The sequence below is a fragment of the Spirochaetota bacterium genome (genome assembly GCA_038043445.1).
GTDB lineage: Bacteria > Spirochaetota > Brachyspiria > Brachyspirales > JACRPF01 > JBBTBY01.
In genome coordinates, this window is sequence record JBBTBY010000028.1 from 98,383 (window position 1) to 114,949 (window position 16,567).

Consider the following 16,567-nt stretch of genomic DNA (forward strand, 5'->3'; position numbering starts at 1 on the left):
AAGCTATAGTTATAGAGCGGCGGGACGAGTAAGTTGCGCAGACTGAGGTGATCCCATGCTCCGCAATACAATATACTGCTAGATAAGTAGAAAACTAGAATTCTAGAATTATACACCGGTGGCCGTTGTGAGTTATGTCCCTTTCCATCTAGAATACTAGAATTCTGGATATCTAGAATTCTAGTTCGTTTTAACAGTATCTGTATTGAAGCGGTTCAGAAGCGCCGCTTCCCTGGCTTTGAAATGGTAGCGCTCCCCGGGCAGGATGGTATTAAGCGCCCACAATTGATGCTTAATATGATGGTCTTCGAGTTCATCACCTTTCTTTCGCTCCCGGTTATAACAGTTTTTCATATCGGCTATGGACATACCGCGGAGGGCGTCCGCAAGAATGCGAAGCCGGTAATTTAAAGTAATATCTTCCGGGGCGCGGACCATTCGTTTCAGGTCAAAAAGTCCCCAGAAGCCATAGTTATAAAACGATCGCTCGAGGGCACTAATGTAATACGGTTCAATCGTTACTTTTGTACCATGCAACAAGCCGCCGATGGCAGGGTGTGTGTTAATCAGTTCAGCGAGACGCACACCCGTTATCTTTATACCTTCTAGCCCGCTGTTTAATAGAGCTTTATCTACCTTGTCGGCTGGCTTTTCACCCCACGTTACAAGTATTCCATCGTTATGCTTAATCAGCAATAGGGTAAGGTTATTTACGATACGGATGGACTGCTCGATTTTATCTGGCTTGGGAAGTAACGCTTCTTGCCATAAAAAATCCTTCACCCTCCGCTGGTAAATATTCAATGAGAAGATATCGCTCGTTACGAGCTTTATGCTCGGCTTGAGCGGATGGTCATGACCATTGAAGTCGTATATGGTTTTCAGTTCGCCCGAGAATAACGTGTAGGTCAGTTTCCCGCCCGTCAGATTTTGAATCAACGCATCGAGGTGTTTCCGGCAGGCGGCTATATAGTCCGGTGTCTTACCTATCATCGCATGCTCGAGCATAATCACGGTATCTTCTATAATAAAAGGGTTCGGTGATGCAAAAAGATAAAGCTCAGGATATTTCAATTGATCGGCAGCGAGTTGATATATTCCGTCAGGGTCTATACTTTTACCTAGGTCAATATAGGTTTTAGCGATGCTTCTGCACAATGGATCATTTTCAAGGGTTTCCGCGATGTCGGCGTTCATATCTGTTTTCTGTATCTCAAACTCCCGAGCCGTAGGGACAGGCAATTTCATAACAGGCATAATCTTACCTCGGTTATATTATACGTCAGATACATAGTTTAGTCAATTATGGATGCGTATTAGAGCGGGGGCAATGGCTCGCACCTGATATGGCCCTGAGACTTGATCATTCTAGACTATTTTAATATATGTATCATATGTAGTACTATTATTGAACCTGAATTGAAATACTATTAAATCGAGTCATATATTCAAAATGTGACCTTCATGAATTTGACTTATAGCACACAGAGTATACTATATATAGGTAACTGAGTATCTTTTAATTAGGAACAGGCATCTGTGGCATCCATTACAAGCGATAAGATAGCAATCTGAGTGACCGGCAATGAACTCGTTTGATACAATAAAAATATCAATCCCACGGGAAGTAGTGCGTGCCTTCAAACCAGAGGCCTTCTATACGAAGTCATCTAAAGGACTAGAAAAGAAAGTGCTCACGAATAACTTGCCCCGATATCTGCGCTGCCCTGGCCTCGTTGACGTTGCCATAGCCGATGATGATACCACGATAATAATTTCCTCAAAGCTGCTATCGAGTTTCGGATTAATCAATAATAATAACATCACTGATGCCATACGGCAATTAAATGAGAGCGGCGTCATCACCGTAGATTCCGACACATTACTCGATGCAGCGGAAGTATGCCGCATAGACGTGGCGCAGAATCTCCGCATGCAACGAGTGACAAATGAATATATTCCGGTGCTTGCAGGTATTTCAGCGGAAGGCGTGTCGTGCCGACTGTATGGAGAAAAGTCTATCGTGTTTTCTGGACCGGGTGCAAAAGACCGCGTCACATTCTACTTGAAATATTATGAGCTATTCGACCATCCGGGATATATTCGCGCTCTCTCTCCGAATAAAAGAGCTGCTATTCTTGCAGAATCAAAAGATGTTATGCGCGTTGAGCTTAACATTAGAACCTATGCGGACATCAAATATAAGTTTGGTATCGACACTCGTAAATTATCTGACGTGCTCAATAGTAAAACGCCTGTGCTCGCAAACTATTTTAATTATCTGCTTTCAGGTGGGTTCGCGGCGATACCTGAGTCGGATGAGTCATTCGATCATTTTTTGAAGGTACAAGGCATGCATAGAATATTGGAAGAGCATGCCGGCGATCCGGAACGGGCCAAAGCGGTGATTAAGGACAAAAACTGTAACGTCTCATCACCTCAGAGAAAGTTACTTCATGAGGCCATCCAACAACGAAACAAAACTGCGGTATCAAACCCGCGGATTTTGGAAATACAACAAAAACTTTATGCTCAGGAGGCATGAAATGCAAGACGAAGAGAATATCTATCTTTCTGGAGACGTTAACGTAGCAACGGTGTCGCCCTATTATGATGATCTTCCGATTTATCTTCCGAAATCATCGTCCGCTGGCGTTGTTTGTCCCGCTTCGGCCCAGCAGGAAGTTCAGCCAACGATTGAAGCGGAATGGTGCCACAAAGGACGCTCGTACGTGCGTATGAGTGATTTTACTTATCGTTCGATACCGGGAGGTGAGGACGATAGCGTCAAGTTGAGTAGTTTCGTCGCATGCCAGACCACGCATTTCAAAGATATCAATGGCGGCGATAGTTTAATGGAATATCGTATTCAGTTAGAGGGCGGAAAGGAAATACTCGTCTTGACGACATCATCAGATATTAGAGAAATCGTCAACGAAATCCTCAATGCAGTTATGAAGGAACAGGGAAGCGATGCATATATCGACGAGAGCCTCATGCGCAATGGTGGTGCTCTACTCCACCATTTAATACGCGAATTGAAGCCTGCTACAAAAAAGGAAGAGTTATACACTCGCGATCTTGGATCCGGCAGAAATAAAAACCCGTCGTATTATTTCACGGATGGGGGAATCAGTCCTGATGGCTCGGTGATAGAGACAGCATACAAACGGATTGATTCGGCAACTGACTTCGAGGCTTACCTCGAACCATATAATGTGCTTCAGTCACGTTCGTCCATCACAGCGCCGCTAAAAGCTGCCGTGCGTTTCATGTTCGATTGCATAATAAAATCAAAGCGGGTTATGGAGGCCATGCTTGTTCTCGTGTATATCTTTTCCTCTGTGATCGTAAATAAACTCGTCAGCATCGGTTGGCAACGACCAACGATCGTCGTTATAGGCCCGCCGTCGTCCGGCAAGACAACCATGGAACGCGTCCTTATGGGTTTCATGGGGCTGTTCCGGAATAGCGAAAGCTTCCCGAGCTTTTCATCGACGGTTAACGGCATATTTGATCTGCTGTCAAAGATTCGCGGGCTTGTTGTCGTCATCGATAATCTTCGACGAGAAAATATGTCACTCCATGTTTTTCATGGATGGATTGAGCGGTTAGTTGGAATTGCAGATGGTGCTGGAAGGGTGCGAAAAAACTTTGGTGAATGCGATCGGATTGTATCGAACGTGATCATAAACAGTGAATCCCCGATTAATGCCGGCCCCGCTGTTGATGAAAGGATATTCGAGATTTGTCTCGACCCCGTAGAGGACGAAGCGATTGATGGTCGAAAGCCATCTTTTCTGATTCAGGATGCTGATATGACTGCATACGATAGCATACATGCCAGAAACCTACCGAGCGCTTTTATCGGCTTTTTGAAATGTACAATCGGTATTGCGCCAAGTCAGGTTGAGTCCGAAGTACGTGATATAATGTCGGTCTTTTCGGCGAGGGCTCCGCAAATAAGAGACAGGACCAAGCGGTTCATTTCGATTATTTACTATACGTTCAATCGTTTGGCAACATTCCTTGGTGAACATGTTGATTACCCGGAACTAAGTGCGATGAGAGATTTGTTTTTCGATTATCTACTGGATTACGGTGTTCAATACCGATCAAAAACGCAAGCAGGAACACCCGTGGAGATTTTCATAAATCTGATACGGGGATTGATTTCGACTCATGCCCGAGATTTCGGCGGTGCAGATGGGATTCGCCGTCACGGCCGCACTGTAGAGATCATTTCCAATAATGGGTTCATCAACGATATCTTTGTTATTCGGCTTAGGGCTGAAAAAAAGGTGTTAATCAACGCGAGCGCTCTGTTTCAACATAGAGACTTCGTCCCCGGTAGGTTTCCGTATACTAAGGCGAAAATAACTCGGGAGCTGAAAGGTGCCGGATATCTTGTCGAAGAAGGAAACGACCTGCCGCAGTTTACGATTGTTACGCCTCAGACAATAGACGATTGCCCATCGAAGGAAGCTACTGAGCGCAAATGTTCTGCAGACATGTATGTTTTGAGTGAGCATCTCTTTTTTGCCGAGGAAACTCCGCCCCTAACGACTGGAGATAGTTTTAAGGATGAGATCAAGGCCTCTATTGATGCGGAGAAGAACAAAACGAATAGATCCCCAGGAGGGAATAAACTAAGTTCATGATTGATTTGAAATATTCCATCTCGCTACCGAGGCGGAATATTTTGAATAAAATCATAAGGAGCACCGGATGCGTCAAGACAAAACAGTGGTAGTACCGCCTCTCTACCTGGAAACAAATGAGACGGAGACTAAGCAGAGGGCACGTCGGCTATCAAAGCAGCTGATTACAGTTGAAGAGCTACATGACTGCTGCGTTAGCCTCGAGCCGTACACGATCAGAAAAAAGGTACGTGAGGGAATCATTCCCGCATACCGTATCGGCGGGAAACGTTACCTCATCGATCCAGACGAGGCCATCAAATCAATAAAGAAAAACCCGTATTGACCGTTGCATTTTTGCATGAGAATGGTACCCTATGGAAGACAACGTAAACCATAGCGACCATTCATCCGGTAGAAAAAAGGAGAATAGAAACTATGGGATACAGACAAATAGGCATTGGCAAGAACGGGAAACGCCGTTACGTGTTTGACCTTCGGGTGTTGGGTAACCGCTTCCGAAGGCTCGTAACATGCCCGGCCTCAGCGGTGGTTGAGTTATACCGACGCTGGGAGCGGGAGATATACGATTCGAACGGCTCCGTCATTGCCAAGCATAAGTTCTTTGACATCGTGAAAAAGTACATTGAGTGGATCACGGGTAAGAAGACCGCTGAGGTTGTATATCGAGAGACGTCGGTGCTGAATCAAGCGGTGAAGTTCTTCGGCAAGAAGTACCTGAGCGAGATCAAGCGGCATCACATTGAAGAATATCTTGCGCATCGAAGGGCAAACCCTACTTCGAAGCATAAAAGTGTGCTATCGGCAGCCACAATAAATAAAATCGTTGCTTCGCTTTCGTGCTTCTTTAATTGGTGTATTAACCGCGAGTATATAACGGCTAATCCTGCTCAGAGATTAAGGACAAAGGAAGACAACGAACGCGTAATTCACCTAACCACTGAACAGATACAGGAGCTTTTTACAAAGGCTGTAGGTATCATGAAGCGCGTCGTCATGCTCGCCATATTCACGGGTATGCGCGACGGCAGTGAGTCCTGCAAGTTGAAGTGGGCAGACGTTGACCTCGAAAATGGCTACATCTCCCTCTGGGCACATGCCACAAAGTCTAAGAAGCGTCGAACTATTCCGATGCCCGATGACCTGTTGGTTTATTTGCGTGAATTACGGCAGTTGGAACCGGCGACAGAGTACGTCTTGAGCATGAATGGCATGCCGATGAGCTATGCGCAGGTACTACTTCGCTGGAATAAGCTGCGAGCGCAACTTTCGTTTGCACGACAGGGCGATGGCTCATTGCTGAGACTGCATGATTTACGTCATGTCTTCGCCGTGCTTATGAGAATGCGTGGCGCTGGATTGGACGTGTTAAAAGAGCTGCTCGGCCACGCCTCGATGGCAATGACGCTCAGATACGCACATTACCAAGGTGATGTCGGCAGAGAGAAGGTGAAGGTGCTTGACGGCATCATAACGCCGCCGAAAGCTTCTTAATCGTGGGCAACATATGGGCAACATGCCTTTTTACACCTCGGTGATACATGTACTGAAAAGAAGGTCTCGAAAACCCATTGATTTCTCTGGGAAATCGAGACTTTTTACAACACGAATTACTTAACAAGTAAGACAGTTAATTATCTTTGCACATCCTGTGCAACAGTTCATCCGGGTGACTCTTCTCTTTCACTGCTATCAATTCCGTACAGATGATTCGAAGCGAATTGCATGCGACCTCCGCTTTTCCTTAAGATACGCACACCCGCACGGTCTATCAAGGGTGAAATGAACTCGTCGCTGAGTACAGCTCCTCGCCCTTGACCGTGACACACGGATGTGTCAGGTGGCGCGAGCCATGGATGGCGATTTGCGCCGACAGCCCGCACGGGAGTGCGTAGGGAGCGGAAAACGGAGGTTCACATGCAATCACTTCATTTTCAATCCATCACAGAGAAGGTCATCGGCGCGGCTTTCGAGGTGTATAATTCCCTCGGCTCGGGCTACCTTGAGCGCGTGTATCAGAATGCACTCACTCACGAGCTTGCGTTACAAGGCCTGCACACGGAAAGGGAAAAGCAGCTAATCATCGAATACAAAGGTAAAATCGTCGGAGAATACTTCGCAGACCTTTTCGTCAACGGCTTGGTGCTAGTCGAAACCAAGTGGACGGACGTGTTAACCCTGCAACATGTTTATCAGGTAAAACATTACCTCAAGGCGGCTAATCTGCGCGTCGGGCTGCTTATCAATTTCGGTGCACGGTCGCTGGAATATAAAAGAATATCGCCGTGGGAGTAATCATTTTCCGTATATCATTTGTATATCACATGACATGCGGCCCCAAGAGAGGAAGATGTTTAATACCCGGATTTCCGGATTAACCGGATTTTGTTGCCGATATAATTCTGCGTATCTGGTTCATCCTGACAGCTCTTCGTTTTTATCTTCATTTATCTTTTTCTTTCAATTTATTTAGTACAGAATCATACATGTTGATATCGCCATCTTCTTTGTTGTCTTTAATATATCCTGTTTGATTGATATCAAATATTGATTTCGCAGTCATCATTAATAAGGCATGTTTCACATCGACATCGCTTTCCCCGGCATCGACAAAAGATCGGAATGTCAGCAAAGCGTTCTTCTTATGATTGTTAATTACATAGAGATGCATTTGTGCGTTGAAGTTCTTAAATAACTGATACAATACAATTGAAAATATCGATAGAATCAATAGTTTTTGCAGCAGGTCGACAACTTCTTTCCCAGTTATATTTGCAACGTTTTTCAATTGAATTGTGTTTTGTAACAATGCCATTATTTCCATGTACCCAAAATAAAGACTTATCCCTATTATAGCGGCGAATAAAACCGCAAGTGCCGCATGGAATAGTGCTTGATGCCAGAATATCTTTGCATGCGTAGATATTCCAATTTTGCCAGCTGATTCTTCGGCATGTTCTTTAATGTTTTTTATATTTGCCTCGATGTCGCTGGTGCTTTTTAATACGTCTTGAATCTTAGCCAAATACTGCTCGCTACGCGACATGTATATTTCTGTATCCAGTGTGCTGACTTTTATTTTTTCAATATATAGCCATAAAATATTTAAATAATTAGTGTTGACAAGTTTATGAATTTCTTTTCTCATACCGTTCATTCTATTTGGGTCAGCGCTCGCTTTTTCAATACTATAACTATCAAGCATGTCGAGTAATGCTTTTTTAAAATTAACTACTTTGTTTTGGAGGTCGTCAAAGAACTCTTGTGGATAATATTCAATAATTTCTAAACTTTTATGTATGGCTGAGTATGTGTTGCATAATTTATCAAATACCTCTTTTGCTCCCAGCAACTGATATTGGGTGTCGCCCTCGTATTTTTTAAATCCATTTAGGATTTTTTCTCGAATTGGATTATCGTTTATGACGGCTTCAATTTCAATACGAATGGCTTGGACTTCGTTTCTCATATTGTTTCCTCGCGTTATGTGTGGAATAATTCATATTAAATGTTTCTGTGGATGAGCAGAAAAGAAGTGATACCCGGATTCCCGGATAAACCGGATTTCATCACCCGTGTAATCCTGTAATCCGGTTAATCCTGGCAACTCTGTTCTTCTATCTTTATGATTTGAACATAGCGACTGATATGCGCAATTAAACACCGCCATAAAACCGCCTACTTCTCCGTCCTTTTTTTCACCGCTTCGCTCCCCGCCAACGGTGCAGTGTACTTCTTTCGCAATCTCAATGGCCCGCTTGCCTATCTCCTCATCGAAAGCGCCATAATGTATCCGTATCAAAAGTATTACGAATAAGTATACATCAAATCATTGTAAACACAAACTTCCGTATTATTTTTGGAATCAAGAGACTATTCGTATAAACGCAAGCCGGCTTATGCTCCCTTTCCCCTTTTGAAGGGGAAAGGGTCGGGGATAGGGGTTGTTTCTTATTTACCGTTTATCAGATTCGGCAGGAACGTCGACAGCCACGGCACATACGTGATGATAAGCACCGCGATAAGCTGCAGGATAAAGAACGGTACGATGTTCTTAATTATCTGGCTGAGCGGTTTATTGAAGCTGTACGAGCCGAGGAAGAGATTAAGCCCCACCGGCGGCGTGAGGAATCCAAGCTCCATGTTCATGATGAATATCATCCCCAGATGCACCGGATTGATATTGAACGCCGCTGCTATCGGTATGATGAGCGGTACGACCACGATGATCGCCGAGAATATATCCATGAAACAGCCCACGACAAGAAGCGCGAGATTGAGGAGGAGAAGGAATACTATCGGCGATGCGATAGTGGTCTTTACCCAATCGGCGAGCATCATCGGTATGCGCGCATCCACGATGAAGTAGGAAAGCGCTTTTGCGAGCGCAACGATGATGAGTATGCCGCCGATGACGGGGACGCTTTTCAGCACCACGCCCGGGAGCGCCTTAAGCTTGATATCGCGGTAGACGAAGAGCTGAACGATAAGCACATAGAACACGGCGAAGGCGCCCGTTTCCACGATGGACATGGTCCCGGTGAAATAGAACACCGAGATGAACACCGGAAGCATGATGTCCCAGAATCCGTCACGGAAGGCAAGGATCGCTTCCTTTATGCTGAACGGTTCGGGTTTCAGCTTTTCCTTGAGCGATTCGAAAACACCGGCGCTCGACATGACGATTATCATGAGAATGCCGGGGATGATGCCTGCGAAGAAGAGATCGAGCACGCTTACCTGCGCGAGCGACCCGTACATGATGACAGCGAGCGACGGCGGAAAAATGATGCCGATACTGCCTGAAGAGGTGAGGAATCCCGTTGCGAATTCGCTCTTGTATTTCCCGCTGTTTATCATCGTATAGGAAAGGAGCCCCCCGAGCGCGAGTATCGTAATGCCGGAGGCGCCGGTGAACGTGGTGAAGAAAGCGGAGACGATGACGGCGACAATGGCCGTGCCGCCCGGCATCCATCCGAAGAACGCCTTGAAGAAACGGACCAATCGCTCCCCGGACTTGCTCTGCGAGAGCACATAGCCCACGACGGCGAAGAGCGGTATGGCGGGGATGGAATTGCTGGTAAGGAGCGTGTACGCTTCGTTGGGAACGACCTCAAGCGCTCCGCCGGATTGGGCGAAGAGGATATATCCGATCCCTCCGAGCACGATGAAAATAGGCGTGCCGAGCATGGCGAAGACGATAAGCCCGACTATCATCGGTATCGCAAAGAATTGCATGGAGGTGAGCCACACAGGATCGAGTGACGCCATCCATGCGGGCATGGTGCCGAGAAGCGCCTCGGCTATTTTCGTCACCGATTGAAAGCCGAGCAATGCCCCGAACAGGAACCCGAGCGAGGCGAGCGTTTTGCCGAGCGGCTTCGCAGGCAGAAGCGTTATAAAGCGCACCGCCATGACGATGAAGCCGATGGGCATGATGAAGCCGAAATACTGCACGGGGATGAAGTTAATGGTACGATCGCTGAAACCGATGAGCGTCATCGACAGGGAGCTTAAGGCGAACGCTGTCGTAACGGTCGCGCCGAGACATGCGCCGACGATGTGTGTCGAAGTCCGAAGCTTGTTCTTCATAGCCTCGAGGCCTATGGACAGGGAGAGGTGGCCGTTCTCGCGCGAGGTTATCATGCCGCCGATGAAGGCGATAAGGAACGTAAGATGCGTGACGATATTGGTGGAACCCTCTATACCGGTCTGAAAGAATTTCCTGAGTACCACTTCACCGAAGCAGAGCACCGAGATAAGGATAAGTATGGTGAATGCGGCCCCGTTCTCGACGCCGCGGAAAATGCCGACGATCTTCTTCATTTATTTTCCCCTGAATTCCTTCTTGTAGCCCACGATGATGTCATATACTTCCTTCGAGAAGCTCTTCCCGAATATTTTCGAATAGCCGGCTTCGAATTCGGCTTTCCACGCCTTAAGCGCATCGTCGCTCACCGGATTGACGACAAGACCGTATTTCTGCATGGTGACGATGGCGTCCGCTTCGAGCTTCGTCACGTTCTCATTGAGCTCGGTCTCAAGCCCTTTGGCGACAGCGGTAAGCTTCGGCTGCACATCCGCGGGAATGGTCTTCCATACCGAATCTTTTATGATGATCGCGCCGATGAACGGGGCTATCTTAAGCTCGGACATATTCTTCGCAAGGCCGAACCACTGGAAACCGCCCACCGCTATCGGCGATGAATAGAGCGCATCGATCATGCCGCTGTTGAGCGCCATGAGAATATCGGGGATGTTCACGGGCACTTGCGTATAGCCCATCGTTTTCCATGTCTGGAACAATGCCTGATCGTCGCCGTTCGCGGCTATCTTCTGCACCTTGAGGTCGGCGGGATAGAATATCGGTTTTTTCGAGAAGAAGCGCACCCAGCCGGCGCGCGACCATGCCACGACCTTGTATCCTTTCGCTTCTACCTTGGACGCGAAGTAGGGCTGCATCTTCTTGAAGATGTATTCCAGTTCCTTATCACCGTCGATGAGGCACGGTATGCTCAATGAAAGTACTTCCGGTGCTATTTCGGACAGGCCGAAGCTCGTGACGACCGCGCCCTGGAGCTGGCCGATCTTCATCTTGCGTATCTCATCCGATTCGCCGCCGGCAATGCCGTTATGATATATCTTCAGTACTACTTTCCCGTCGGAAGCCTTCTGCCATTCGCCGGCCATCTTGTTGAGCGCAGCACCCCACGGCGTACCCTCGGGCGCAACGGATGCTATCTTGAGCGTTGCCGCGGCAAGCGATAGAGTCATGGCTGAAAAAGCCGCCGCGAAAATAATGGTTCTTTGCAGTATCGTTCTCATGTGTCCTCCGGGATACATAGTGTTCATTACTTTTTATCGTCGTCAAGCAGGAAGATATCGCCTCGGTGCTCTTTGAGCCACTTCGCACGCCGCTGCGTAAGTACGTTGGCAAGGCGTCCGTCATAGACGTCCGCCGTGCTTACGGCTAGCGCCTTCTCGATGAGCTCGTCGAATTCCTTCACGTTCTGCATCTTTACCGACATGGCCGTGGCATAGGTGACATAGGGCGAGGCGGACATGCCGCCGGCGAGTTTGAGCGCTTTCTCATAATGATATTTCGCTTTCGCGTCATCTCCGCCGCCGAGGCTCAGCGGCACCATGGCGTAGAATGATATGAGGAAATCGTGGATCGCGCCCTTCGAATACGATTCGTCGAGCTCGAGCGCCCGCATGATAAGGGAATGCGCCACCGGCACGCCCACGGCCACATCGATGTCGAATGCGTTCACGGAAAATGCGCTCATCCATGCCGCGGCGAGCCAGTAGAGATAGCCGACATCGTCCTTCGTCATGAGCTTGTTCATCTCGTTCGTTTTCTTTTCGGCTATGAGTTTTGCAGCACCGGGGTGTTTCTTTTCGAGACCGGATATAAGGAGATTTTTCCCTTTCATGAAGAATTTCTTCGAACGTGCGAGCATGGCCTCTTTTTTCTGATAATCGGCGACAGGGAGCATGGACGCCGGCGTCTGCAGGAAGGCATTGCCGTACATGACATAGACACTGCCGAGCGACAGTATGAGAGAGGTGTTATCCGGTGCGCCCTCAAGGAGCGACTCATAGAGCTTTATCGCGAAGGGCATGGCATCGGCGACGAGTTCGGGATCGTCCTCGCCCGTCCAGACGGTGCCTCCGGGCTTGGAAAGCGCATCGGCGACCATATTTATCGCCATTTTGTCGACAGCACACGAGGTAAGCAGGAAAAATACCGCCAGAGCGGCAAAGGGACGTACGGTATGCATTATCGATACTCTCTTGCTCAAGGCTCGATTGAAGCTCATGTCGATCACCCGGCAATAGTTATACGGCAAATCAATGATTTCTGCAAGCGTTTTGGAAACCGAGAGCACATAGATAGCGCATCGCCGCCGTATTCCAATAAAAAATATGATATTGTATACTCGCTCTACTATGATCAACGGACAAAGGTCGGTACTCGTCGGCGCTCTCATCTGCGTCGGTCTTATCGGTGCGATGACGGCGTGCACGTCAGCAGCACCCGAGCGCAGGAAAATATTGGAACGTACCTATATCGGGATGAACGATGAGCTTAAGGGAAAAGTACGGTTCGAATACGGTTCATTCAGCAACACCTGTAAGCCTGCCGCCGCGGAACGCATCGAACAGGAGCTGATGAAGGATATAACCGGCGATGAGAACGGGTACGAGGCCGCGGCGGATTGGTTCCTGAATCTCTGCCGCGAGGATGCGAAGAACGACCCGCTCATGAGCCCCTGGGCATGGGGTGTGACCGCATCGAGGACATATGAAGATGCACGCATGGTGAGCGTCAAGATCGATGAGACCATGCTCATGAACGACGGCCATCCGAGCCGTACGGTGCGATATCTTCTTTTCGATGTGCGGACCGGTGCGCGGCGGAGCTTTTTCGATGTTTTTGACAAGCGGTATCACACGAAAGTGGAGCGTATCGTCGATGCGGCGTTCCGCAGGGAACTCTCATCCCGTGCGGCGTTCCGTGCGCTGGCATGGGATGATATGCGGGTGAATTATGAGAATTTCGGCATCGACGGCCGGGAGTATGTCTTTTTCTGCACGATGAGCGAATTGTTCCGTCATTCTCCGGAAACGCTTGCCGGCATGAGGGACATCGCACGCCTTGTGCAGAAGCCCGTGCTGGTCAGGATACCGCTCGAAGCGTTGAGGGCGGAACGGATGCTCGAGAGGAAATAACGAATGCGCTCCATCATTGGTCCATGAGCCGCACGTTCGTGACGAGGAGCACCAGACAGAGCACGATATCCACTGCAAGAATGGAGAACGGGAGCATGACGATGAGCCCGGCCCCGCCGATCTCTTTTCCGGACAGCCCCGCGACTAGCGGCAGGATGAAGAACGCTATGGACGACATGATGAAAAAGAAACTGAAGAACAATATCGCGCAGAGAATGACGGTGAACACATTGTACAGGGTAATGTTCTTATTCACCGCCTTCGGGAAGAAACGCATGAAGAGTTTCATGCTGTTCAACCGGGGAGCTTCGCGCAGGTGAGGCGTGCGCCGATGAGCCCGAGTATGACCGAGCATGCCGCTGCAAGCACATTCAGGCCGAGGATGATCATGAAATGCGTCAGGTCCGATGTAATGACGAAAGCCGCAATGACGACCGACGCCGCGAACGCACAGGCGCCGAGTACGATCTTCCGTATGAGCGACGGTGTCATCAATTTTTTGAAGCGAACGATGCCGTCAGCAATGCCGCTCACGATAGCCGCACAGATCACAACAGGCATTGCCAGCAGCATGATGCGCGCCCCGGCCATGATGGTGTCGGTGAACGGCGTGCTCAGGAAAAGCGAAAGCAGGAGCAGGAGCGATGAAAAAATGAACGCCTGGGGGAAATGAACTACAACAGGATGAATATCAAGCGCAAGCCAGCGTTCGCGCGTCTCCGATACGGGATTCTGATATGGTTCGAACGCAGCGCGCTTGACGCCGCAGGCGGGACACACATTTCCCAACCGCTTCTCCTCGACGATAAGTCCGCATGCCTTGCATCGAAGTTGTGATCTCATACTGAACTCCATCTATTGTTTCTTCCGAACGGTCCTGAATACCCAATAGGATAGTATATTGAAACAAATTGCAAGCGGGATGCCGGTGATCGTTATGGCGATGATCACGGGGAGGTTGCTTGATGCGGCCGAATATGCGGTAAGCATCCTGCCGGGCGTGGCGAGCATATTCGGGAACATGATCGCGGCGCAGCTTATGACCGCTCCGATACCGAGCAGAGAAGATAAGACAAATGCGGTACGTGTGTGTCCGCGGCGAGATGCGAAGAATAGCGAGGTGAGGGCAGCCATACACAGGCCGACGGCGGGGAAAACGAGCGGTTTTCCCAATGCTGTGCCGAGCGATGTCGTCAGCGTCCCCGACAGCGTCGCGCCGGCAGCGGAGGCGATAAAGGCGATGAATGCGGGCATGAAGAATGCCCTTGCCTTCCCATGCTGTTTGTATCCGAGAAATACCGCCCCGTGCAGGGCGCAATAAAACAACGTGGACGATCCCATGAAAAGCGAGAACGGATCGATAAGCGCAGGGAGTATGGTGAACGATCCGCTCTCAAAAGGTATGCCGCGCATGACATTTCCTGCTACGAATCCGACGGCGAATGCGATGAAGGCGCTGCCAATGCCAAAAAATAGAAAGAGGGTGTTTTTCAGGAATGCGTTCGTGACCTTATCGTAGAACTCAAGCGAGATGCCCCGGAATATTATCGCCGCGGCAAGCAGTATGGCAGGAATATAGAATGAACTCAGTATCGCCGCGTACACGGGGCTGAACGCGGCCATGAGAAGCACCACCGCGCTCAGCAGCCACACCTCATTCCCGTTCCATATCGGCCAGAGCGCATACGCCGCCGCCGCTTTATCGCGGGTATCGCGAAGGAAAAGCGAGAGCGTTCCGACGCCGAGATCGAATCCATCGGCGATGAGATATATCGCCGTGAGCGATGCGAACAGTATGAAGCATACCGCTTCCAGCATATCAACCCCCGACGTCGAGCGCTTTATCCACCGGCGGGCCTTTGCGCAGTATTCGTACGAAGAGGAACAGATAGAGCGATATGATGATGATGTAGAGCGCGCCGATGAGCACAAGCGAGAAGATAAGCGCGTTCGCGGATACGGAAATCGATACGGCGTCTTTTGTCCTCAGCAAACCGTATATTATCCACGGTTGTCTGCCGACCTCGGTCGTGATCCAGCCGAGCTGTGTTGCGACAATGGGCAGGGGAGACAGGAATGCCAATAGATAGAGCAGGGGCTTCATGACGGATAGTTTCCCGGTCACGTGCAGGATCAGAGAGGATGCCATTATGACTATCATGGCGATGCCGATGGCTACCATGGCATGGAATGACAGGAAGGTGATCGCATGCGGCGGTCGGTCCTCTTCGGGGAACGATCGCATCCCGGCGACGACATGATCGCGATTGCCGCTCAGCATGACGCTCAATAATCCCGGTATCTCGATGCGATTGGTGATGTATGGCGGCTGCTCTATCGGGATGCCGAAAACAAGCAGGGGGGCATTACTCTGTGTTTCGTAGAGCCCTTCCATGGTGGCAAGATTCGCCGGCTGCGTTTCCGCGACCGCCAGCACCTGCATATGACCGAACGGTATTACTTGCACCACGGAAAGTACGAGACCTGCCGTAAGCCCCATGAGCAGCGTTTTTTTCGCATAGACGATCGCCTTCTTCGTCGCGATGAGATACGCGCTGATACCGCTCACGAAAAATGCGCCTATGACGAGGCAGGAGACGATGGTGTGAAAGAAGCGGGGAAATGTCGTTTTATTGAAGATCGCCGCACCCAAATCGGTAAGAACGACTTTTCCGTTCGACAGCGCGTACCCCGCCGGCGAATGCATCCATGAATTCGCCGCGATTATCCAGAATGCCGAAAGGGTCGCACCGAGGGCCAGCATGACGATCGAGAACCAGTGCAGCCAGCGCGGCACCTTATGTCGCCCGAATAGATAAATGCCGAGGAATGTGGACTCTATGAAGAACGCGAAGAATATTTCGATGAGCAGTATGCTGCTGAACAGGGCATTTGAGTATTTTGTGAACTCTCCCCAATTCGTCCCGAATTGAAGCGACATGACTATGCCGCTTACAACGCCGACCGCGAACGTAATGGTGAAGATCTTTCCGAAGAACACCCCCAGTGCGGTATACGATCGATCATTTCTCCGCCAGCCGAGCGTTTCAATGACAAGGATGAACCAGATCAATCCGATGGTTATCGGCGGGAACAGGAAATGAAATCCTATCGTAAGCGCGAACTGCATGCGGGCGAGCGCGACTTCGAACATGATATTCTCCTCATCT

At 49.2% G+C, this 16,567-nt stretch carries 15 protein-coding genes; 6 read left to right on the top strand and 9 right to left on the bottom strand.

The window, feature by feature from the left end; genetic code table 11:
- Nucleotides 1–180 precede the first annotated feature (180 nt).
- Nucleotides 181–1,197 (bottom strand): hypothetical protein, encoded by a 1,017-nt coding sequence (locus AABZ39_04935; protein MEK6794098.1) that lies wholly within the window; start codon nt 1,195–1,197, stop codon nt 181–183.
- Between the two features lie 388 nt (nt 1,198–1,585).
- Between AABZ39_04935 and AABZ39_04940 the strand changes: the two genes are divergently transcribed.
- From AABZ39_04940 to AABZ39_04960, 5 genes are all read left to right on the top strand, one after another.
- Complete coding sequence (locus AABZ39_04940) at nt 1,586–2,545, top strand: hypothetical protein (protein ID MEK6794099.1); 960 nt, start codon at nt 1,586–1,588, stop codon at nt 2,543–2,545.
- 1 nt (nt 2,546) lies between these two features.
- Nucleotides 2,547–4,661, top strand: a complete 2,115-nt coding sequence (locus AABZ39_04945; protein ID MEK6794100.1) for a hypothetical protein — start codon at nt 2,547–2,549, stop codon at nt 4,659–4,661.
- Nucleotides 4,662–4,728: 67 nt separating this feature from the next.
- Complete coding sequence (locus AABZ39_04950; protein ID MEK6794101.1) at nt 4,729–4,986, top strand: hypothetical protein; 258 nt, start codon at nt 4,729–4,731, stop codon at nt 4,984–4,986.
- 92 nt (nt 4,987–5,078) lie between these two features.
- Nucleotides 5,079–6,155, top strand: coding sequence for a site-specific integrase (locus AABZ39_04955; GenBank protein MEK6794102.1), 1,077 nt, complete (start codon nt 5,079–5,081; stop codon nt 6,153–6,155).
- 423 nt (nt 6,156–6,578) lie between these two features.
- Nucleotides 6,579–6,956 carry a GxxExxY protein gene (locus AABZ39_04960; GenBank protein ID MEK6794103.1) on the top strand — a complete coding sequence of 126 codons (378 nt, stop codon included), beginning with the start codon at nt 6,579–6,581 and terminating at the stop codon, nt 6,954–6,956.
- 148 nt (nt 6,957–7,104) lie between these two features.
- Here the strand turns inward: AABZ39_04960 and AABZ39_04965 are convergent, their stop codons facing one another.
- The 4 genes from AABZ39_04965 to AABZ39_04980 all read right to left on the bottom strand — a co-directional run bounded on the left by AABZ39_04965 (nt 7,105) and on the right by AABZ39_04980 (nt 12,484).
- On the bottom strand, nt 7,105–8,130 hold the full coding sequence (locus tag AABZ39_04965; GenBank protein ID MEK6794104.1) for a hypothetical protein: 1,026 nt from the start codon (nt 8,128–8,130) through the stop codon (nt 7,105–7,107).
- A 482-nt stretch (nt 8,131–8,612) separates the two neighbouring features.
- Nucleotides 8,613–10,487 carry a TRAP transporter large permease subunit gene (locus AABZ39_04970; protein ID MEK6794105.1) on the bottom strand — a complete coding sequence of 625 codons (1,875 nt, stop codon included), beginning with the start codon at nt 10,485–10,487 and terminating at the stop codon, nt 8,613–8,615.
- On the bottom strand, nt 10,488–11,486 hold the full coding sequence (gene dctP / locus AABZ39_04975) for a TRAP transporter substrate-binding protein DctP (GenBank protein MEK6794106.1): 999 nt from the start codon (nt 11,484–11,486) through the stop codon (nt 10,488–10,490). It abuts the gene before it with no gap.
- A gap of 26 nt (nt 11,487–11,512) precedes the next feature.
- The gene (locus AABZ39_04980) at nt 11,513–12,484 is read right to left on the bottom strand and encodes a TRAP transporter TatT component family protein (protein MEK6794107.1); all 972 of its coding nucleotides are present in this window, start codon (nt 12,482–12,484) and stop codon (nt 11,513–11,515) included.
- Between the two features lie 106 nt (nt 12,485–12,590).
- Between AABZ39_04980 and AABZ39_04985 the strand changes: the two genes are divergently transcribed.
- Nucleotides 12,591–13,397, top strand: a complete 807-nt coding sequence (locus tag AABZ39_04985) for a hypothetical protein (GenBank protein ID MEK6794108.1) — start codon at nt 12,591–12,593, stop codon at nt 13,395–13,397.
- 13 nt (nt 13,398–13,410) lie between these two features.
- Here the strand turns inward: AABZ39_04985 and AABZ39_04990 are convergent, their stop codons facing one another.
- The 4 genes from AABZ39_04990 to AABZ39_05005 form a co-directional block, all read right to left on the bottom strand.
- Entirely contained in the window at nt 13,411–13,686 is a 276-nt protein-coding gene (locus AABZ39_04990; protein ID MEK6794109.1) for a hypothetical protein, read from the bottom strand.
- 5 nt (nt 13,687–13,691) lie between these two features.
- Nucleotides 13,692–14,240, bottom strand: coding sequence for a rubredoxin-like domain-containing protein (locus AABZ39_04995; GenBank protein ID MEK6794110.1), 549 nt, complete (start codon nt 14,238–14,240; stop codon nt 13,692–13,694).
- Between the two features lie 12 nt (nt 14,241–14,252).
- Nucleotides 14,253–15,215, bottom strand: coding sequence for a cytochrome d ubiquinol oxidase subunit II (locus tag AABZ39_05000; GenBank protein MEK6794111.1), 963 nt, complete (start codon nt 15,213–15,215; stop codon nt 14,253–14,255).
- A 1-nt stretch (nt 15,216) separates the two neighbouring features.
- The coding region (locus AABZ39_05005; GenBank protein ID MEK6794112.1) for a cytochrome ubiquinol oxidase subunit I at nt 15,217–16,567 on the bottom strand (1,351 nt) is incomplete at its 5' end.